This window comes from Alteromonas lipotrueiana (assembly GCF_019249245.1).
Taxonomy (GTDB): Bacteria; Pseudomonadota; Gammaproteobacteria; order Enterobacterales; family Alteromonadaceae; genus Alteromonas; species Alteromonas lipotrueiana.
This window is the reverse complement of record NZ_JAESDK010000013.1, coordinates 76390-95247: the sequence shown is the minus strand read 5'-3', so window position 1 is coordinate 95247 and position 18858 is coordinate 76390. Positions and strand designations below refer to the sequence as shown.

Annotated in this window: 22 protein-coding genes; 13 read left to right on the top strand and 9 right to left on the bottom strand. The window is 46.2% G+C overall.

What is annotated here, in order from left to right; genetic code table 11:
- Positions 1-45: 45 nt before the first annotated feature.
- Positions 46-378: a hypothetical protein gene (locus tag JK130_RS10260; RefSeq protein WP_218354221.1), complete on the bottom strand. Its 333-nt coding sequence runs from the start codon at positions 376-378 to the stop codon at positions 46-48.
- Between the two features lie 260 nt (positions 379-638).
- Here JK130_RS10260 and arfB point away from each other — a divergent pair, with 260 nt between their 5' ends.
- Complete coding sequence (gene arfB / locus JK130_RS10255; protein ID WP_218354220.1) at positions 639-1052, top strand: alternative ribosome rescue aminoacyl-tRNA hydrolase ArfB; 414 nt, start codon at positions 639-641, stop codon at positions 1050-1052.
- Positions 1053-1099: 47 nt separating this feature from the next.
- On the opposite strand, the gene greB is transcribed toward arfB, so the two are convergent.
- The gene (gene greB / locus JK130_RS10250; protein WP_218354219.1) at positions 1100-1585 is read right to left on the bottom strand and encodes a transcription elongation factor GreB; all 486 of its coding nucleotides are present in this window, start codon (positions 1583-1585) and stop codon (positions 1100-1102) included.
- A 171-nt stretch (positions 1586-1756) separates the two neighbouring features.
- Between greB and JK130_RS10245 the strand changes: the two genes are divergently transcribed.
- A complete protein-coding gene (locus tag JK130_RS10245; RefSeq protein ID WP_218354218.1) occupies positions 1757-2035 on the top strand; it encodes a hypothetical protein in 279 nt (92 codons plus the stop codon).
- A gap of 161 nt (positions 2036-2196) precedes the next feature.
- Here JK130_RS10245 and fkpA read toward each other — a convergent pair whose 3' ends face one another.
- On the bottom strand, positions 2197-2976 hold the full coding sequence (fkpA, locus tag JK130_RS10240; protein ID WP_218354217.1) for an FKBP-type peptidyl-prolyl cis-trans isomerase: 780 nt from the start codon (positions 2974-2976) through the stop codon (positions 2197-2199).
- Positions 2977-3222: 246 nt separating this feature from the next.
- Here fkpA and JK130_RS10235 point away from each other — a divergent pair, with 246 nt between their 5' ends.
- The 3 genes from JK130_RS10235 to JK130_RS10225 all read left to right on the top strand — a co-directional run bounded on the left by JK130_RS10235 (position 3223) and on the right by JK130_RS10225 (position 5302).
- Complete coding sequence (locus tag JK130_RS10235) at positions 3223-4215, top strand: WD40 repeat domain-containing protein (protein WP_218354252.1); 993 nt, start codon at positions 3223-3225, stop codon at positions 4213-4215.
- Complete coding sequence (locus JK130_RS10230) at positions 4208-4447, top strand: SlyX family protein (RefSeq protein WP_218354216.1); 240 nt, start codon at positions 4208-4210, stop codon at positions 4445-4447. Before JK130_RS10235 ends, JK130_RS10230 begins: the two co-directional genes overlap by 8 nt.
- A 141-nt stretch (positions 4448-4588) precedes the next feature.
- Positions 4589-5302 (top strand): transposase, encoded by a 714-nt coding sequence (locus tag JK130_RS10225; protein ID WP_218354215.1) that lies wholly within the window; start codon positions 4589-4591, stop codon positions 5300-5302.
- Between the two features lie 25 nt (positions 5303-5327).
- Here the strand turns inward: JK130_RS10225 and JK130_RS10220 are convergent, their stop codons facing one another.
- Together JK130_RS10220 and JK130_RS10215 are read right to left on the bottom strand one after the other, a co-directional pair.
- Positions 5328-6452 (bottom strand): DUF748 domain-containing protein, encoded by a 1125-nt coding sequence (locus JK130_RS10220; protein WP_218354214.1) that lies wholly within the window; start codon positions 6450-6452, stop codon positions 5328-5330.
- Positions 6453-6646: 194 nt separating this feature from the next.
- The gene (locus JK130_RS10215) at positions 6647-6853 is read right to left on the bottom strand and encodes a YheV family putative zinc ribbon protein (protein WP_218354213.1); all 207 of its coding nucleotides are present in this window, start codon (positions 6851-6853) and stop codon (positions 6647-6649) included.
- A 192-nt stretch (positions 6854-7045) separates the two neighbouring features.
- Between JK130_RS10215 and JK130_RS10210 the strand changes: the two genes are divergently transcribed.
- Genes JK130_RS10210 through JK130_RS10195 form a run of 4 tightly spaced genes read left to right on the top strand, consistent with a single transcriptional unit; the run spans position 7046 to position 10696 of the window.
- Entirely contained in the window at positions 7046-8944 is a 1899-nt protein-coding gene (locus tag JK130_RS10210; protein ID WP_218354212.1) for an ATP-binding cassette domain-containing protein, read from the top strand.
- Positions 8928-9422: a TIGR02444 family protein gene (locus JK130_RS10205; RefSeq protein ID WP_218354211.1), complete on the top strand. Its 495-nt coding sequence runs from the start codon at positions 8928-8930 to the stop codon at positions 9420-9422. The genes JK130_RS10210 and JK130_RS10205 overlap by 17 nt, the downstream gene beginning before the upstream one ends.
- A 5-nt stretch (positions 9423-9427) precedes the next feature.
- Positions 9428-10435, top strand: a complete 1008-nt coding sequence (locus tag JK130_RS10200; RefSeq protein ID WP_218354210.1) for a hydrolase — start codon at positions 9428-9430, stop codon at positions 10433-10435.
- 24 nt (positions 10436-10459) lie between these two features.
- A complete protein-coding gene (locus JK130_RS10195) occupies positions 10460-10696 on the top strand; it encodes a YheU family protein (RefSeq protein ID WP_218354209.1) in 237 nt (78 codons plus the stop codon).
- A gap of 227 nt (positions 10697-10923) precedes the next feature.
- On the opposite strand, the gene JK130_RS10190 is transcribed toward JK130_RS10195, so the two are convergent.
- Positions 10924-11466: an outer membrane beta-barrel protein gene (locus tag JK130_RS10190; RefSeq protein WP_218354208.1), complete on the bottom strand. Its 543-nt coding sequence runs from the start codon at positions 11464-11466 to the stop codon at positions 10924-10926.
- Positions 11467-11891: 425 nt separating this feature from the next.
- On the opposite strand from JK130_RS10190, the gene JK130_RS10185 reads away from it, so the two are divergent.
- Positions 11892-13517 carry an OpgD/OpgG family glucan biosynthesis protein gene (locus tag JK130_RS10185; RefSeq protein WP_246587753.1) on the top strand — a complete coding sequence of 542 codons (1626 nt, stop codon included), beginning with the start codon at positions 11892-11894 and terminating at the stop codon, positions 13515-13517.
- Entirely contained in the window at positions 13495-15426 is a 1932-nt protein-coding gene (gene mdoH, locus JK130_RS10180) for a glucans biosynthesis glucosyltransferase MdoH (protein ID WP_218354207.1), read from the top strand. Before JK130_RS10185 ends, mdoH begins: the two co-directional genes overlap by 23 nt.
- Positions 15427-15482: 56 nt before the next feature.
- Here mdoH and JK130_RS10175 read toward each other — a convergent pair whose 3' ends face one another.
- Genes JK130_RS10175 through nudE form a run of 3 tightly spaced genes read right to left on the bottom strand, consistent with a single transcriptional unit; the run spans position 15483 to position 17452 of the window.
- Positions 15483-16055, bottom strand: coding sequence for a YceI family protein (locus JK130_RS10175; RefSeq protein ID WP_218354206.1), 573 nt, complete (start codon positions 16053-16055; stop codon positions 15483-15485).
- Between the two features lie 2 nt (positions 16056-16057).
- Positions 16058-16885, bottom strand: a complete 828-nt coding sequence (gene cysQ, locus JK130_RS10170; RefSeq protein ID WP_218354205.1) for a 3'(2'),5'-bisphosphate nucleotidase CysQ — start codon at positions 16883-16885, stop codon at positions 16058-16060.
- Between the two features lie 3 nt (positions 16886-16888).
- On the bottom strand, positions 16889-17452 hold the full coding sequence (gene nudE, locus JK130_RS10165; protein WP_218354204.1) for an ADP compounds hydrolase NudE: 564 nt from the start codon (positions 17450-17452) through the stop codon (positions 16889-16891).
- Positions 17453-17523: 71 nt separating this feature from the next.
- Between nudE and yrfG the strand changes: the two genes are divergently transcribed.
- Together yrfG and yjjX are read left to right on the top strand one after the other, a co-directional pair.
- Positions 17524-18216, top strand: coding sequence for a GMP/IMP nucleotidase (yrfG, locus tag JK130_RS10160; protein WP_218354203.1), 693 nt, complete (start codon positions 17524-17526; stop codon positions 18214-18216).
- Positions 18217-18753 carry an inosine/xanthosine triphosphatase gene (gene yjjX, locus JK130_RS10155; protein ID WP_218354202.1) on the top strand — a complete coding sequence of 179 codons (537 nt, stop codon included), beginning with the start codon at positions 18217-18219 and terminating at the stop codon, positions 18751-18753.
- Positions 18754-18858: the final 105 nt, after the last annotated feature.

The window sequence follows — 18858 nt, the reverse complement described above, 5'->3', positions numbered from 1 at the left end:
AAGGGCCTTTGTTGTTCTTAACCAGCCTGTGTATTTCACCTGCAGTTAGGCTGGACGACAGGCTTCTATATGCTGGTTAAATGTAGTAGCGATGTGTTCGACACAGTAGTAAACACACCCTGGCGTAGGGGTTGTCAGCGAGTCATCAATATGGGCTTCCAGGGCGTTTAATTCATTAATTATTTCCTGCGCGGCCAAGGCGCTGGCTACTTCTTTGAGCATAGCAATTTGACTGCGGGCACGGGGGATATCTTCAACTTTAAGCGCTAAAGTAAGTCGAACAATAAGAATGGGTAAGCTGGTAGAAAAGCGTTGGATAAGTTTTTGTGCTAACTGCAAGTTGCCATCAAGTCTATGATAAAGAGGGATTTGCTGCATGTCCTTATGTCGTCTCCTTAAAAGCTATATAATAGTGTCTGGATGGTTAAGTGAACCCGCCACACCGCGCTAACTTAAAACCGGCCTGACAATCACAAAAGCAAATAATATTAAGTATAGACAAGATATAAGAGGTTGAAGGATTATTTTTAAATTTTTGCTACATTGTGACAACTTTACCAAACAAACTTGCGTAGAAACGTTTTAATACAGTAATTTACGTTAAGTTTGCTAATAACCCAGGAGATCTCAGAGGCTTTATGATTGTAATCACCCCCTCAATTCGCTTAGCAGATAATGAAGTTGATATGGCCGCTATTCGGGCACAGGGCGCGGGTGGTCAAAATGTAAATAAGGTAAACAGCGCCATTCATTTGCGCTTTGATATTGCCGCCTCGTCGTTGTCGGATAACATTAAACAGCGCCTGTTCAGCAAACAAGATGCCCGGGTTACTAACGAGGGGGTATTTGTACTTAAAGCACAAAGCTATCGCACTCAAGAGCAAAACCGGCTCGATGCAGAAAACCGGCTTAAAGACTGGATCGCCAGCGCCTTAATTGAACGAAAAAAACGCAAGCCAACCCGGGTTAGCCGGGCCGCTAAAAAGCGCCGTTTAGAAGCCAAAAAACAGAATAGCCAACGCAAGGATATGCGTAAAAAAGTGCAACCATAGGCGTTATGGCCGTAAGGCAGCCTGACACGATGTGAATAAAAACTAGCTCAGGCTTTGTCGGTGGGGTCGTATTTTATGTGGGTGATCCACCACTCAAAGGTACCGGCTTCTGTTGTTACCAGAACTTCCTCATCCTCTGTCTTGCCAATCAGCGATCGGGCCATGGGGCTGTCGACTGAAATATAATCGTTTCGGCCAAAAATTTCGTCATAACCCACAACTCGTAAGGTCATGGTTTTACCAGTCTCGTTTTCTATGCTTACCCAGGCACCAAAAAAAACTTTACCTTCTTGCTGAGGGTTGTAGTCAACCACCTTCAGATACTCTAAACATTTGCGCAGGTAACGCACCCGACGGTCAATTTCACGAAGCCGCTTTTTGTTGTACTGATAGTCTGCGTTTTCACTGCGATCGCCCAGACTGGCCGCCCAGGTTACCTTTTTGGTCACTTCGGGCCTTTCCTGACGCCATAAATAATCTAACTCTTCGCGTAATTTTACATAGCCCTTGCGGGTAATCAGTGGCGTCTTCACTATTTTTTGCCAAACTTTTGTAATCTAATTGATTAATAGATAGTAAGACGGCATACACAGTGAATCAACCAGGCCCGATACAGATTTTGACGATAATAGAGGGGAACAATTTTTACCCAGACGGGTCTCACTGATATATGTAAGCTATTGTTGCTCAGGTTGGGTAAAAACATGAACGCGATGGATAGACAAAGCCAATCAGGACATTACAGGGTCGCTCGTATAACAAAGCGCCGCAGCCTGACTATTATGGGGTTTGTTTTGTTTCTTACAGGCGCCATCTTTGTTTTTGCCGGGGCTGTAGATTTGCTCAGCCGCATTGATGATGCCGCGACCGTAGTGTTTTTACTTGGGGGACTGGCGTTGTATCACCTGGGCAAGGGTATTTTAAACCACTGTGCCACCCTGCAGATTAAAAAAGAAAGACGAAATCATCTTACTACCTTGTAAGTACTCAGGGTAAAGGCGCGTAAGCAGGGCGGATACGCTTTTTAGCGCTCAATTTTTTGAGCCTATACTTACTAAGTGAATAGTTCAGGTGTTGATACAATTATGGGTAGTGCATAAAAAAACCGACGAAAACGTCGGTTTTTTGTCAGTTAATTTTTTAACTATTCGCTGGCGTCTTGCTCGCTGGCATCTTGTACAATTTCAATCAACTCAACATCAAAAATTAATGTAGAGTTTGGCGTGATTGCACCCGTTGCACGCTCGCCATAGGCCAGCTCAGGAGGAATAACGAACTGATACTTTGCGCCTTCTTGCATCAGCTGTACGCCTTCGGTCCAACCAGGAATTACCCGATTTAGAGGAAACGTTGCTGGTTCGCCGCGATCATACGAAGAATCAAATACAGTGCCATCTATTAAGGTGCCTTTATAATGAACCTTAACAGTGTCTTCGGCAGCAGGGCTATTGCCTTCGCCTTCTTCTATCACTTTGTACTGAATGCCTGACTCAGTGGTTTTTACACCTTCTTTGTCAGCGTTTTCAGCCATGTATTCTTTGCCTTTAGAAACATTTTGCTCGGCTTGTTCTTTGGCAGCGGCCTGTTGCTTTTCACGAAGGCTCTGTTCACCTTCCTGAGCTAACTGCTGAATTTCTTCTTTACTGAAAGCCAGTGAGTCTTCAAGCCCGTCTTTAAACCCTTTTCTTAGTGCTTCTTTGTCTAAAGGTACACCTAATTTGTCTTGCTGAGCGGCGCGACTGTCAACATATAAACCCATGCTGGCACCCATCGCGTAGGCATGCTTTTGGCTTGCCGTCATTTCTTCACCAGCAGACTGAGTTGTTTCTTCTTTTTCTGTAACAGGTTTTTCTGCTGTATCGGGCTGACATGCAAACAGTCCCAATGCAGCAACGGTCGACACTGCGACGAGCGATTTGCGCATAACGTTTCTCCATTTGTCGTGAGTTTTATCTGCGGATCTGTCAGCTTCCTTTTGAAACACACCAACAGATAACGCTTTATCTTTCTGTTGTATACTGTGTAGGCGTGTGATCAGGATTACAAGGGGCAAAGCAATTTATCTTATTTTGCAACGTCTTGAAGCTTTACACTCAGGCTTTACGGTTCAACCCAAAAGCCTGTTAAACTAAGGTGTTCATAAAAACCGTTGAAACCAGGTAACGTTATGATGCGCTTTAGTTTGTTACTACGCGTGCTACTGATAAACACCCTTTTGTTTGGAGTTGCGGGGTGCTCTGTCCCTCAAAGTGAGCCATTACAGCGATGGGAACATGCTGAAGACGGCGCTTATGCCGCGGATATTTCGCCGTCGGGTAAAGTTGCGGTAGTGGCAGGCGGTAACAACAGCATAAAAGTATGGCGTCCCGGCGAGTCTGAGCCAATTTATCACTGGTCGCATCAGGGCGAAGAAGCTTCGCTGGTAGGAACCGTACATATTGCTGCTGACGATTCGGCCGTGGTAACGGCTGACCGGGATGCCTTTGCGCTTTGGAGCGTTGAAAAGGGCGAGCCGGTGGGTTTCTGGCGTATCGACGAATCAAGCATCCGGGCGGTAGCCGTGGCTAATCAGGGCCAGGGCGTGTTGGTGGGTCGGGGCAATGGTAACGTTATGTATTTTGAGCCACAAACCGGGCGGCGCTTAGAATTCTTCGGGCATCAGGAAAAAGTAAATAGCGTCGATATTTCACCCAATGGCAAATATGCATTAAGCGGCTCAAACGATTATGTTGCTTATTTATGGAGCACAGAAACCGGCCAGATTGTTCACACATTCACGCATCCTAGCCGGGTTACGCTGGTGGCTTTAGACGATAAAGGCCGTTATGCATTTACCGCAGACAGCCAACAAAAGTCGCAAATTTGGGATCTACAAACAGGTGCACCTGTCTCTAACTTACAGTATATTGCGCGCCAGAAAATATTCACCGACGCGGTGTTTTCTGAGGATGGTAAGTATCTTTTAACCGGAGCGCCCTCCCGACGTATTTATTTGTGGGACGTGAAAACGGGTGAGCAAATCGGGGAGTGGGCAGTGGCGCCTAAAGATAAAGCATCGCCGCCTAGTGCCCTTGTTTATGCCGTGGGCTTTGTAGGTAAACACAAGGTCTTATCAGAAAGCAGTAGCGGCTTAGCCGAGCTTTGGAAAATTAACGATGAATAATAAACCCCAGCAACAAACGTCACATCAGGTACTTCAGGATATTGAAGACTTACAAACAAAAGTTGCGTTTCAGGAGCACACCATAGATGAGCTCAACGATGCGTTAACGCATCAGCAGTATCAAATAGAAAAACTGCAGGTTCAGCTTAAACATGTACTTAATAAAGTAAAAACGCTTGAGCCTGATAACATTGCGAAGTTATCAGAAGAAACACCCCCTCCACACTACTGATGTGTTAATAATTGACCCAAAATGTCTAGTAATTAAGGTTTGTTTTTATTTTCTCTAAGGTAACAATGTCATTATGATTGGCGCAAGCGATGAACGTACACTATATTTTTTGTCATCGCTTCATAAAGAGCATATATCAATATGGCAAGAAAGCTTCGCACCGCCCCTGCAGGCATCCCGCAGCATATTTACCGGGTGGCGCGTGCGGGTCTGACCACCCTGGCGGATAACGAAGACAAAGCCACATACCTTGAAGCACTCATGCTTTATGCTAATCGTTACGATGTCGCGATTCACGCGTGGGGGATGACGGCCACGCAGCTACAGATTCTGGTCACTCCCCACACGGATAATGGTATTGCAAGCATGCTCCAGGCTACGGGCCGTATCTATGCGCAACATTTCAACCAAAAATACAGTCATAAAGGCGGTATCTGGCAAGACCGTTACAAAGCATCACTAATCCTGTCGGATGATTATTTGCTAGGGGTGTATCAATATATTGACCGATTGCTGTTCAGGCAGGATGAATCGACAGAACAAACCCTTACGCACAGTAGCGCGCAATACAACATGTATGGCATTGGTACAAATGATTTAACCCCACATAGCAGCTATTTAGCATTAGGTGAAAGCTCACAACAGTGTCAGCAGGCTTACCACAGCTTGTGTGCCACGCCGTTGGAATCAGAACAGGTAGAACAAATTGAAAAAGCATTACGCATGAGCTTAGCGTTGGGCGATGAGCATTTTATTAAACGGCTTGAAAATGTCACAGGCCGGCGACTGCTTGAAGGCAAACCCGGGCGCCCCCGATCCAGGACGGCCCCGGAACAGGTTAAACGTAGGGCGTAACCACAACTGACAATAAACGCTTTTGCTATTCAGGTTTGTTGTCTGCTTCTTCTTGCGCTTCAGCCTGTTCTTTTTCATCGGTCGCGTCCTGGAGGTCAACCGAGCCTTCTACCTGACCATTTATGGCATTAATAAAAGCATTTTCGATAATGGCCCCCAACGCTGGCAAAATCGGGGTGTCGGGACTATCAAGGTCGCCTTCCAGCGATACCCGCGTGGCTATCTGGTCTTCAGACTGGTTTTCAAAAATCTCAAGAATTAATGCCGACCCGGCTTCAATGATACCTTCAAAAAAACCATCGTCGTCTTCTACAATGTCGTCTTTCCAGGAGAATACCGTCACATTATGCAAAATAGGTTTAATATAGCCTTGTAAGTGTCCGTCATCACTGGCCAGTTCTGCGGCAAGCTCCAGAGTTCCCGCTTCTAAATCAAAGGGCGCGTAAGTATCAAGTACATTTTTGAAGTTAACCAACGCGATGTTTTTTGCTTGAATATCAACATCAAATGTTGGTTTTTTGGTACTGGGATTTAGCTGAGATTTAAACGAGAGAGTGCCTTGTTCGGCTGTTTGAGCCTCAAATTGGGCTCGGGCCACTAAATCTTTTGATAAGTCGCGGCTATTAACCAAATTGTATGCAGCACCATTAATATCATGCAGTGCAACATCAATAGGCGGCGTAGAATCGGGATTATGAAATTTGATTTGTCCGTCAATAATCTCAAATTTATCGATTTGTAGCGGAAAAAGTTGATCGGCCAGATTCAGCCAGTTTTCCGATTCGCCAGTTTGGTCTTTGCTATCGTTTTGAGAGTCGATAAAGTTTATTTCTGGACGAACTAAAGTAACATTGCCTACAACCGCCCCCTTTATCACAGCAGACCAAAGCAAGCTAAATTTGACACTATCTGCTTTAAATAAAGGCCGTTCGGTCGAGCCACCTTCCTGAATCAAAATAATTTCATCAAGGCTATAGGAGCCTTTCCATAGCATAAGGTCAACATCACCCACGCGACCCTGATAACCACCAGGCTGACTTAAGACCCGATTAATATACCACTGCGCCGCGTAGGGCAGCGCCATACGAATGGCTAAAATTACCACCAGAAACAGTAAAAGCCCTTTTACCCACCCCGATAGACGCACCATAGCTTGCCCTTAAAAAACCTGTAATAAGAGACCGCTGAAATATTTATGCCAGCTTTGCGTGAACATCAGCCACAGCAAAAACACTGGCGTGCAAGGCGGTATCTTCGCCACCGGCGTAGTGCTTGAAAAATTAATCGGGGGATAATAGGTCGGTTGTCACCACCAGGTGAAAATATTACAAAAATTGGGTCCCTTTATTCTGGCTTGAAAATACCAATCACATCTTCGTTCTCACGTGATGAAGCCTGAACTTTTTCATCAGCCTGTGTCTCCTGATAATCGCACTCGACACACTTCAGCTTTTCCATGTTATTTTCAAAGTACAGCATAATGGTGTCCATTGCTTTACAGTTTGGGCAGGTGGCCCCGGCAATAAAGCGACGACGATTTTTATTGGTCATAAAGCCTCTCAGATAAATTTTTTGCCCGGTAATGATACCGTAAACACCGTACAGGTGCAGGGACAATGCCATTAATCGTTGTTAACACGAGATATCAATACATCCAATCTGGCTCACAGGTGTATAAAACAAGCGTTATTAACGGATTTTTGCTACGCTGTTGCGCCGAAAATCCCGCAACCCGAATGGTCTATGATAAAGCTTTCTGATATCACACTGATGCGAGGCAGTAAGGTTTTGCTTGAGCAAGCCAATGCCCAGATATTCCCCGGCCACAAAGCCGCCCTTATTGGCAGTAATGGCTGTGGCAAGTCGAGTTTGTTTGCTTTATTGCGTCAGGAATTAAGTCTTGATGCGGGCAATTGCGAGCTGCCAGTACACTGGCGGGTTGTCAGCGTAGCGCAAGAAACCCCCGCCACTGAGCGTGCCGCTATCGATTATGTGATTGACGGAGACAAGCATTTACGAGACTTACAGGCACAATTAACTCAGGCTGAAACTGACCACGATGGGGTAGCTATTGCTGCAATTCACGGTCAGTTAGAACAAGCGGGCGCTTACGACGTACAAGCCCGGGCTGCCACAATACTGGCCGGTCTGGGGTTTTCATCTGAACAGCTGCAAGCGCCGGTAACGGCTTTTTCTGGTGGCTGGAGAATGCGCTTAAACCTGGCGCAGGCGCTGCTTTGCCCCTCAGACCTGTTGTTGTTAGACGAGCCCACCAACCACCTTGATTTAGACGCGGTAATCTGGCTTGAAAAATGGTTACAGCGTTACGCTGGTACATTGCTGCTTATTTCGCACGACAAAGCCTTTATCGATACTACGGTAAACCAAATTATCAGTGTAGAGCACCAGCAACTGGTTACCTACACGGGTAACTATTCCGCATTTGAAGTACAAAGAGCCGAACGAGCTCGTTTACAAAACATTGAGTACAGCAAGCAGCAAGATAAAATTGCTCATCTTGAGTCTTTTATTAATCGTTTTAAAGCAAAGGCCAGCAAAGCAAAACAGGCACAAAGCCGTATCAAACAGCTCGAGAAGATGGAAAACCTGTTACCGGCGCATGCTGCCAGTCAGTTTAGTTTTTCATTCGCAGCGCCCAATGACTTGCCTAATCCGCTTATCGCTATGGAGCATGTGCAACTGGGGTACGACGAGACGGTGATTTTGCAACAGGTCAAGCTGAACCTGGTGCCTGGTAGCCGTATTGGACTACTTGGCCGAAACGGGCAGGGCAAATCAACCCTGATAAAGCTGCTGGCGGGTGTGCTTGAGCCTATGCAAGGCGATTTTTCGATAGCTCAGGGCCTGAATGTGGGGTACTTCGCCCAGCATCAGCTTGAGTATCTTGATCCTCAGGCTTCCCCCATATTGCACCTGCAGCGGCTTGACCCGAAGGCGACCGAGCAACAATTGCGCAATTTCTTAGGTGGGTTTGGCTTTAACGGCGATGAAGCACTAAGCGCCGTGGCGCCAATGTCAGGTGGCGAAAAGGCACGGCTGGTATTGGCGCTGATTGTTTATCAAAAACCTAATCTGTTGCTGCTGGATGAGCCCACCAACCATCTTGATTTAGAAATGCGCCACGCGCTGAACATCGCTTTGCAAGGGTTTGAAGGGGCCATGGTGCTGGTGTCGCACGATCGGTATTTGTTATCGTCGGTATGCGAAGACTTTTATCTGGTAGATAGTGGCCAGGTAGCCACGTTTAATGGCGATTTAGACGATTATCGCGACTGGATTTTAACTCAGCAAACCCGCGATGAACCGGTGAGTGATAAACCAAAAGAAGATCGTAAAGCCACCAAACGAAAAGAAGCAGAGTTCAGACACACTGTTGCACCGTATAAAAAAGCATTAACAATGCACGAAAAAAAGATGGAGGCGTGTTCGGCCGAACTTTTAGAGGTCGAAGACTCGTTGTCTGATACGACACTCTATGACGAGGAAAACAAAAAAAGGCTAATGCAACTGCTCGACAAACAAACCCAATTAAAGCAATCTTTGGAAGAACATGAAATGGCCTGGTTGGAAGCCCAGGAAGCTATCGAAACCGCAAGGCAGGACTATGACACAGAGCAATAATCTGACCGCGACTGAATTTTGGCGTTACTCTACAAGCGTGTATCAGCAGCCCCAGGCCGAAGCATTGTGTCTGCGTTTGCAAGACTCTGCGGGCGTGAACGTCAATATGCTACTCATGCTGTGCTGGTGTCTTGACCACCAAAAAATTGTGGTATTGCGTCAGTGGCAAATTTTGAAAGCGGCCATTGCGCATAGTGATGAAGCTTTACTAAAACACCGTTTACACCGTAAAGCAGCTAAAGCCCCCTCACACCCGGATCATTCCAGTTATGCGCGTTTAAAAGAACAGGAGCTGGCGCTGGAAGCCGGGCAACAAAGCGAGTTGGTTGGTGCGTATAACAATATGAAAATTGAAGAGTCGGATTTGACCGGTATCAATGCCAGTATTGTGGCTTTTATCCATGCGTATCAGCTACGTAATAATGAAGCCGCCATTGACGATATTCGCGCTTTGCTGAAGCTTTCTTTATCAGACTAGGTGTTATGCAGCGCAAAAACCAACGTCACGGACATATCCAAAAAAGCAGCTTTCAGGCACCCTGGTGGGCCCACAACCGCCACCTGCAAACAATCTGGCCCCGGTTTATTCAAAAGCGTCTGCCCCTTGAATACCGCATGGAACGAGTAACCTTACCCGATACCGACTTTATCGATTTAGCCTGGGGCCCAAAGCCAGCAAAAACTACCGGTGTAGTAGCGATGTTCCACGGGCTCGAAGGCAGTATTAAGTCTCATTATGCCAACGACATGATGGCAGCCCTGAGCGGTTCAGGTTGGCAGGTAGTGATGATGCATTTTCGCTCGTGCAGTGGCGAGCCGAATCGATTGCCTCAGGCGTATCATTCTGGTGAGACCGAAGATCCTTCGTTTTTTCTTGAACTGTTACAACAACGATTTCCCGATATACCTAAGGTGGCAGTAGGGTTTTCGCTGGGTGCAAATATGCTGCTTAAATTATTGGGTGAAAATCCGGCGCAAAAGTGGCTAAGTGGGGCGGTTGCTATTTCTGCGCCATTAAAGCTGGATGAATGCGCCCGTAGCATCAATACGGGCTTTTCGCGGGTGTATCAGAGGTATCTGCTTAATAGCATGAAGCATACGCTTAAACAAAAAATGGCGTTCATTGATTATCGTAATCTTATTCAGCTGGGCCCCGAACAGGTAGACGCCATTGACAGTTTTTCCCGTTTTGATGACAAGGTAACCGCCCCCCTGCACGGTTTTGCCGATGCCCAGGATTATTACGAAAAGTGCAGTGCGTTTCATTACTTAAGCGCCATTCATTGCCCCACTCTGGTGTTACATAGTATTGATGATCCGTTTATGAATCATTTGATTGTGCCGCGCGAAGAAGAGCTTGCCAGCGCAGTCACGGTAGAGCTGAGTGACCGGGGTGGTCATGTAGGATTTATGCAAGGGAGTATTATCCGCCCTCAAGTATGGCTGCAACAACGGGTAAAACAATTTTTTGAACAATTTTTACCTTCTTAATATGCACAACCTATCAGGAGCTTTATGCTGATCCCTATCGACGAGCTTTCAACCCAGACCCTTCACGGCATTGCCGAATCTTTTGTATTACGCGAAGGCACTGATTACGGAGAGATTGAAGCCAGCTTTGACGAAAAGGTTGCGCAGGTTCTTGTTCAATTAAAAGCTGGTGAAGTGGTTCTGGTTTATTCTGAGCTACACGAAACCGTAGATATCCGTTCTAAAGATGCGCTTCAGCTACCCGAGGATGAGCAAGAGTAAATATGCTTTTTGCCTGCTTAGGGTAAGTGAGGCTAAGTGATGATTAAATAGCTGGATATAAATGGCTGGATATAATCCGGCTTTTATCAGTGATGAAGGGAGAGGGCGTTCTAAACACCGATTTTCCAATAACCTTTGTTAGGTTTGGCTTATGGCGATTTGAGCGGTAGAACATACCTGAAAAGGCCACAGAAGTGGCCCTTTTTTAGGTGTTAATAGCGCTACAATTAAAAGGCGTAGCGCGCTGAAACCAGGGTCATATCCACATTATCAATCTTTTTGTAGCTTACACCGGCTGCCCAGTTTTGGGTAAAGTAAAAGTTAGCTCCTACTTTTACCGACATATCGCCATCGTCAACATCGTAATAGCCAACTTCGCCCAATAGCTCAAGCTCCGGAGTGACCATAGAACGTACACCTGTGTTGATACTGTAACCATTTTCTTCAACAGCGTCAGTATCTACACGTTCAAAATTCACACCGACATAGGCATCAGTCATGCCGTTTAAAGGTATTCGATAACCTGCACCTGCGGTTATTGTGTTTATGTCAAAACCATTGTCGGTCACGTTGGTGTAATCACCATTTAAATAAATATTATTTTGTAGCAAGTATTTTGCGTTAACACCGACACCGTCATATTCAGCGGCATCAGTATCAAGCAAAGCATAACCACCTTCAACATAGCGCCAGTTTGGGGATTCGGCTAACGCAGTGAAAGAAAATGAACCTGCGATAAGTGCCGAAGAAAGAATAATAGATTTGCGCATAGCTACTCCTGGAAAAAAAATCGTGTGAGTAACACGAGTGAGTGTGTTGATAATTCTAGCAAAATTAGGATTGCAAGTGTTCTGCCAGCCTATTTGAATGTGACCCCTGTTTTTACAGTGAATAAATCAACTGCATGAAATTCATCGTTATTTCGTTATTCACCGTATTCACTTGTACGCTGAAATCAAGGGCCTGATAAGCACAGGTTGGAAGCCAAAGAGTGTGTAAAACTGTCGGTGTTTTTCTACATGTTTTCATGGTTTGCCACATTTTTACACGGTATCGCCAATATGCCGAAACTCACGTATCTGGTGGGCTATTACTTAATTAATATCAGAATTTCTATATTATTACCGACGATAAAGCGGGACAATGGTTCAGCATTTGCACGGGCCGTTTTATATCTAAGAAAGGAGAGCTATATATGCTGCGAAGCATTTTGTTAAAAACAAATTTTACGCTAACAGACTCGAACAAGAAGAAAGACAACTACAGCATGGTTAAAGCGGGTTTAGCGTTTTTCGTTGCATGGGCTTTAGGAGGGTTACCTGCAATAGCGCAAGAAACCAATAATATTAAGCTGCCTAAAAATAAACCTATTTTGATGTCAGTTATAGAACAGGCACGCCTCTCGGCAACTCAGGACTATCAAATTGACGATCATGGGCTGGACGAAAAGCTGAAGAATATGGACTATCAGCCTTACCGGTCTATTCGCTTTAATGCTGAAAACGCCCTGTGGCATGACCAGAACGACTATGAGGTTCAGTTTTTTCATCCCGGATTCTTGTATGACCAGCCGGTAACCATTCATGTAGTGGGTTATGATAACAGCGAACAGCAGGTAAACTTTGATCCCGCCATGTTTCGCTATGAGCAACAGGCTGAACAGTACAAAGGTCTGACGAACAAAGACAGTGGTTTTGCTGGTTTCAGATTGCACTATCCGCTTAAAAGCGATGAATACAAAGACGAATTTGCTGTGTTTCAGGGAGCCTCTTATTTTCGGTTAGTTGGGAAAAACCAGGTGTACGGTATTTCGGCCCGTGGCCTTGCTATTGATACCGCATTACCAAAGGGTGAAGAGTTTCCCACCTTTACCCAGTTTTGGTTGATAAAGCCCCGTCCCGGTCAGCCAATAACCATTTATGCTCGTCTTGAAAGTCCGTCGGTAGCGGGTGCGTATAAATTTGTTTTAGAGCCAGGAAAAAATACCAAGGCTAAGGTAAGTGCCTGGTTATTTGCACGTACCGACATAAAAAAGCTCGGCATAGCACCTTTTACCAGCATGTTTTTGTATGGCGAGAACACCGAGCAGCGCCATGATGACTATCGACCGGAGGTTCACGACAGTGACGGCGTTTTAATGCTCAACCATGATGGAGAACAAATCTGGCGCCCGCTGACTAATCCCACTCGTCTGCAAATCACCTCATTAGCTGACACCAACCCTAAAGGATTTGGGATGCTTCAACGCGATGGCGACTTTGACAGCTATCTGGATGCAGAAGCAAATTACCATCTACGCCCGGGTCTTTGGGTTACCCCTAAATCTGGTTTTGAAAAAGGCCGGTTAGAAGTAGTCGAAATTCCTACCGACGCCGAAATTCACGACAACATCGTAGCCTACTGGGTCCCCGAAAAACCCATGCTTGAAGGGGAAAGCCGGCACTTTGCGTATACGCTTCGCACGGTTGAACAAGAACCCATGCACTATGATAAAGCGGTAGTTACGCGCACGCGCCAGGGGGTAAGTCATCTTCCGGGGTTCGAGTCTTCAGAAGAACAAACAGTGCGTCGTTTTGTGGTCGACTTTGCCTTGCCCAGCGGATTTAATTTGGCCGTAGACGATATAAACCTGATTTTGGAAGCAAATCGCGGCACAGTTAAACAAGCGCGTCTGCTAAAGGTGAATAACAATAAAGCTTTACGGGCGACCTTTTTGTTACTGCCTGACAGTGAAGAGCCTGTCGACATGCGTTTGTTTTTAAACCATAACGAACAAAAAGTAAGTGAGGTATGGAACTATGTCTACCAGCCTAAAAACTAGTCCGGGTCAGTTTTTGGTTCGTGGGCGTAGTTGGCGGGTAATGTTTATGACCTTGCTAACCCTGCCTACCGCCGCTTTGGCAATGTGGGCACTGCTGGAAATCTTTCGACCCAATGTGTTGACGTGGTTAGAAATAGGTCAGCTAGCCTTATCTTTGCCCCTGTTTGTGTGGCTGTCCATGTCGTTTTGGACCGCGGTAACAGGGTTTATTTTAAAGCTGCTTAATATAGATCCATTGTCGTTAAAACGAAGCCAGCCGTCGCCTGACCAGACCATACCTATAAAGCAACGGCACGCCATTATTATGCCGGTATACAATGAAGATACCGCCCGCATTATGGTTGGGTTTGAAGCATGTGTACAAGAGTTATTAGACAGTGGCTATGGTCAGCTATACGATTTTTATATGTTGTCAGACACACGCGACCCCGATAAAGCCGAAGCAGAACTTAAAGCCTGGCATCAGCTTTGCGAAAACAATTTAAGTGCTTATAAAGACCAGCTTTTCTACCGGCGCCGCGAAAAAAATATCGGCCGTAAAGTGGGTAATATCACTGAATTTTGTGAGCGCTGGGGCAGTAATTATGAGGCCATGATTGTCCTGGACGCAGACAGCGTGATGTCGGCTAAACGTATGCTGGACTTGACCCGGCGTATAGAAATGAACCCGGACACCGCGTTAATTCAAACTATCCCCATGCCAGTGCGACAGCATTCTTTTTTCGGTCGTTTTGTTCAGTTTGCCGCACATTTGTATAGCCCAATGCTGGCTACTGGTTTGTCGTTCTGGCAAACCGACAGCGCCAACTACTGGGGGCACAATGCGATTATTCGGGTTGTGCCGTTTATGCAACATTGCGGATTACCACGCATTGAGGGCCGTGCGCCATTTGGTGGCGAGGTACTAAGCCATGATTTTGTTGAAGCGGCCTTATTAAGACGAGCTGGCTGGCAGTGCTTTTTACTTACCGACACCGATGGCAGTTACGAAGAAGTTCCTGCCAACATGATTGACTATGCCATTCGTGATCGCCGCTGGGTACAGGGAAATATTCAGCACCTGGGCCTGCTTGGTGTTAAAAAATTAAAACTGACTAACCGGCTTCATTTCTCGTTTGGGGCGTTTGCTTATATATCCTCTATCGTACTTTTTGCGGTACTGGGTTTAGGTACCGCCGATGCGTTAGTCAAGGCACTGTCTACTCCCGATTTTTTTGCTGCGCAGTATCAGCTGTTTCCCACCTGGCAAATAGCCAAAGAAAGCATCATGCTGGCGACCCTGTGGGGCACCATCGCGCTATTGTTTATGCCCAAAGTGTTAGGCATAGCTTTGGCAATGATCCAGCGTCGAAAACAGTTTGGCGGCCTGTTTAAGTTGTTGAAAGGCAGTGTAGTGGAAGTTTTTATGGCCATACTGATCGCGCCTATAATGATGTTTTATCACAGCTTTTTTGTATTAAGTGTGTTGATAGGCCACAAGGTTCGTTGGGAAGCACAAGAGCGTGAAGGAAGAATGGTGCCATGGCGTGATGCGTTAGTTTATACACGCTGGATGACATTACTCGCCATTGTGTGGGGCGGGGTTACCGCCTGGTTTACGCCGGTACTCTTCTTGTGGTTATTGCCAGTACTTACCGGAATGTTTATTGGTGCCGCCGTCATTCGCTTTAGCAGTAGCGATCGCTTTGGTTTATGGTGTCGCCGCCATGGGATATTTGTAATTAAAGAGGAATTGTCGCAAGACAGCAGTCTGAACAAAGTTGATGCTGCATTGCCAATCTTCAAATTACCCGACTGTCAGGCTAATGTACCGGCTTTACCCGCTGATAAATATCAACCCATGCCATTACAAAAGCTTAATGAATCACCGCAACCGATGCGCGCCCCGGTTACTTCGGGCCAGGTATAAAAAAAGGGCCTGAAATTTCAGGCCCCTTTTTTCAAATATCAGATATATTTAAAAATTTATTCTCGGGTAAAGGTGGCTGCAAAAGTCACTGGCACGGTTTTGGTGATACTTTGCAGGCCCGCGATAGATTGCAATGCCTCAACCCCTGCGCCCAAATCAAAGTCGTCAGCATTTAGCAGGGCGGGTTTAACAGTGGCTACCGTAAAAGTGGCGTCATCAAGATGATTTACCATCACGGTAAAGTCGGTGGCGACTTTTTTATTGTGTAACTCTATAGTGCCTTGCAAGGTAGTGATTACGCTGGTGGCGACGGGCATTGATAACACCGTTTTGGATATCTCAGCATTAAAACGCGCCTGTGAATACGAGCCGGTTTCAAAGAGTTTTTCCTGCATACGGGTATCTCGTATAGGAATCCCTGTGGCCACCGAGCTTAAATCAACGGCAATAGCCAGTTTACCGGTGTCGTCAATCGTGCCTTCAAAGCTTTTGAAGGCGTGAACCTCGGTAACCTGTGAATTTTTTATAGATAAAAAGTGCAGCTGCGAGGCCGAGGAGTCAAGCTGCCATGCGGCTAATGCGGGCACAGCACAACACGCCCCTATTATTGCAATAAACGGTTTTAACACAGCTAGTCCTTAGTGTATTGAACGATGTCATGCCACGCTACACGCTGGTCACCCATAACAACAAAATCCGGGTTTTCCAGGGTATGGCGCTGATTGTAAGTAAGAGGTTCGAAGTTGGCGCCCAAGATGCGCCCACCGGCTTCCTCAACAATACATTGCGAAGCGCCGGTATCCCACTCTCCGGTAATGCCGATACGCATAAATACATCGGCTTTGCCTTCAGCAATAAAGCATGACTTTAGTGAGCAGCTACCCAGAGGTAAAGTTTGATAGGTACGAGTTTCAGATAACTTTGAAAAAATCTTTTCACGTGACTGGCGCCGGCTGATAGCAATTTTAACGACACTGCTGCCGGGGTCTTCCAGCTTACGTACCTGAATTCGGCATTCTTTTTCAGGCGACACTTTATAAGCGCCCTGGTCTTTACTGGCATAATAAAGACTTTGTCCGGGTGGCCAGTAAATTACACCGATAACCGGGGTGTTGTTTTCAATGAGTGCGATATTAATCGCAAAATCACCACTGCGTGCGATAAATTCCTGGGTGCCATCGATGGGATCGATCAGCCAATAACGTGACCAATTTTTACGTTCAGACAAACTTGCGTGCTTGTTTTCTTCTGACAAAATAGGAATGTCAGGCGTAGCCGCCTGCAAGCGTTCGGTAATGATATCATTGGCTTTATAATCAGCACTGGTTACCGGCGAGTCGTCATTTTTTTGAAAAGCATCAAATTCGCCTGAATCGTAAATGCTAAGTACTTCCTCACCGGCTTCTACCGCTACTTTTTTTGCTAAATCGAGCAGGCTTTGCAGGGTTTCATCAGACATAAATTATTGCTCCTTAAGCCATTTTCTGACCAAAAACAGGGCGGCGATACAACGGGCTTCAATAAAGTCGTTGCGGGCCAACAAAGCGTCAATCTCGCTAAGTTTCCAGGTCACCACTTCTAAAGGCTCGGGTTCGTCGCCTTCTAGCCATTGTTCATACAAGTCCTGAGCCACAACCACGCGCATTTCAGAATTGAAAAAATTGGGGGCCATATTTAAGGTATGAATTTCGTCCAGTTGTTTAGCCCCATAGCCAGCTTCTTCCATCAGTTCACGATTAGCGGCCTGAACGGCATTTTCGCCCGGGTCGATAAGGCCCTTGGGAAACCCCAGCTGATAAGAGTGATTGCCGGCTGCATATTCACGTACCAGAACAAAGGTATCGTGATCTAGCATAGGTACAATCATAACCGCCCCATTAGATGTACCTGCCATACGTTCAAACTGGCGGGTAGCCCCATTGGAAAATTCTAAATCAACACGCTCAACTTTGAACAAACGGCTTTGAGCGACGATTTCACGATGGTGAATGCGTGGCAATACTTTGTCGGGATCAATTTTACTCATGTTTATTGGGGCTATCTTTGGTTATTATGTCATTATCAGTCTAAAGCTTAACGTACCATAAGGAAAACCGCTTGCCATTTCTGCCCTGGGACCAAATCGATACCGTGTTGCTGGATATGGACGGCACCTTACTTGATCTGCATTTCGACTCTTACTTCTGGAAAGAACATATAGTCCAAAAAGTGGCGAAAGCGAATAAGCAGACCCTGACGCAATGTCGTGCCCAAATGGCACAGTACTACGAGCAGGTTAGCGGTCAGTTACAATGGTACTGTCTGGACTACTGGGCTGACAAACTCAATATTGATATTATGGCTGCTAAGCGCGAAATTGCGCATTTAATCAGTATGCGTGATGATACCATCCCGTTTATAAATGCGTTAAAGCAAAGCGGACGGGAGGTCATACTCCTGACCAATGCTCATCCAGATAATCTGGCTATGAAAGTCGAGCTGACACAGCTTGATTTGCATATTGATACGTTAATTTCAACGCATGAGTTTGGTGTATCAAAAGAATCTCAGTTATTGTGGCAAAAAGTACAGCACCGCCTGCAGTTTGACCCCTCCCGAACGCTGTTTGTTGATGACAGTCTGCCAATATTAGCCGCGGCCCGGCAATTTGGTGTCGGTCATCTGCTGGCAGTATCAAACCCCGACAGTAAATTACCGGTTCGCACCATTACTGAATTTCCGGCAACCGCTGATTATCGGGAGCTGCTTACTGATATCTCACCGGTACAGCATCACAAAAAAGCGAAGTAAATGCACTGTATTGTAGGTTCGAAAAATCCGGTTAAAGTAAACGCTGTAACCGGTGCATTGCAAAAGGTTTTTGGTGAGCCGGTAACCCACAAGGAGTGCTCGGTTGTCAGCGGCGTAGCAGACCAGCCAATGTCTGAATCTGAAACCCGGCTTGGGGCCATTAACCGTGTTCAGGGCTTACTGGAGCAAGCAGACGAAAAAGCTCGTCAAAGCAATTGGTTTGTTGCTATTGAGGCAGGAGCAGACCTGTTCACCGACGGCCCGGCTACGTTTGCTTATTTAGCAATTTGTCATCAGGGGCGCTGGTCAGTAGGCCGAAGCGCTAACCTGCCTTTGCCCGTTTCAGTATTTGCAGCGATGCAGCAAGGCGAAGAGTTGGGTGATGTTATGGACAGGCTGTTTCATACCACCAATATTAAGCAACAGGGGGGCGCTATTGGTGTGCTGACTTATCACCAGGCGACCCGGCAAAGTGTTTACGAAATGGCCATGATTATGGCGTTGGCTCCCTTTACCCACCCCGACCTCTATCGCTAGTTTCTTCATTATAAATCATCCAGACTTTATCTTCCTTGCGTGAAAATTTGCCTGACGGTGTGAAAGATTGTCAGGTTTTGCCAATCCGTGTGCTTTTACTTATTG

Excerpts from the sequence above, each read along its gene's own strand:
- JK130_RS10235 (WP_218354252.1), top strand. The coding sequence starts at position 3,223 with ATGCGCTTTAGTTTGTTACTACGCGTGCTACTGATAAACACCCTTTTG.
- JK130_RS10220 (WP_218354214.1), bottom strand. The coding sequence starts at position 6,452 with ATGGTGCGTCTATCGGGGTGGGTAAAAGGGCTTTTACTGTTTCTGGTG.
- yjjX (WP_218354202.1), top strand. The coding sequence starts at position 18,217 with ATGCACTGTATTGTAGGTTCGAAAAATCCGGTTAAAGTAAACGCTGTA.
- JK130_RS10185 (WP_246587753.1), top strand. The coding sequence starts at position 11,892 with ATGCTGCGAAGCATTTTGTTAAAAACAAATTTTACGCTAACAGACTCG.
- JK130_RS10200 (WP_218354210.1), top strand. The coding sequence starts at position 9,428 with ATGCAGCGCAAAAACCAACGTCACGGACATATCCAAAAAAGCAGCTTT.
- JK130_RS10215 (WP_218354213.1), bottom strand. The coding sequence starts at position 6,853 with ATGACCAATAAAAATCGTCGTCGCTTTATTGCCGGGGCCACCTGCCCA.
- cysQ (WP_218354205.1), bottom strand. The coding sequence starts at position 16,885 with ATGTCTGATGAAACCCTGCAAAGCCTGCTCGATTTAGCAAAAAAAGTA.
- nudE (WP_218354204.1), bottom strand. The coding sequence starts at position 17,452 with ATGAGTAAAATTGATCCCGACAAAGTATTGCCACGCATTCACCATCGT.
- JK130_RS10195 (WP_218354209.1), top strand. The coding sequence starts at position 10,460 with ATGCTGATCCCTATCGACGAGCTTTCAACCCAGACCCTTCACGGCATT.
- fkpA (WP_218354217.1), bottom strand. The coding sequence starts at position 2,976 with ATGCGCAAATCGCTCGTCGCAGTGTCGACCGTTGCTGCATTGGGACTG.
- JK130_RS10260 (WP_218354221.1), bottom strand. The coding sequence starts at position 378 with ATGCAGCAAATCCCTCTTTATCATAGACTTGATGGCAACTTGCAGTTA.
- JK130_RS10210 (WP_218354212.1), top strand. The coding sequence starts at position 7,046 with ATGATAAAGCTTTCTGATATCACACTGATGCGAGGCAGTAAGGTTTTG.
- JK130_RS10205 (WP_218354211.1), top strand. The coding sequence starts at position 8,928 with ATGACACAGAGCAATAATCTGACCGCGACTGAATTTTGGCGTTACTCT.
- JK130_RS10225 (WP_218354215.1), top strand. The coding sequence starts at position 4,589 with ATGGCAAGAAAGCTTCGCACCGCCCCTGCAGGCATCCCGCAGCATATT.
- JK130_RS10245 (WP_218354218.1), top strand. The coding sequence starts at position 1,757 with ATGAACGCGATGGATAGACAAAGCCAATCAGGACATTACAGGGTCGCT.
- mdoH (WP_218354207.1), top strand. The coding sequence starts at position 13,495 with ATGTCTACCAGCCTAAAAACTAGTCCGGGTCAGTTTTTGGTTCGTGGG.
- arfB (WP_218354220.1), top strand. The coding sequence starts at position 639 with ATGATTGTAATCACCCCCTCAATTCGCTTAGCAGATAATGAAGTTGAT.
- JK130_RS10230 (WP_218354216.1), top strand. The coding sequence starts at position 4,208 with ATGAATAATAAACCCCAGCAACAAACGTCACATCAGGTACTTCAGGAT.
- JK130_RS10190 (WP_218354208.1), bottom strand. The coding sequence starts at position 11,466 with ATGCGCAAATCTATTATTCTTTCTTCGGCACTTATCGCAGGTTCATTT.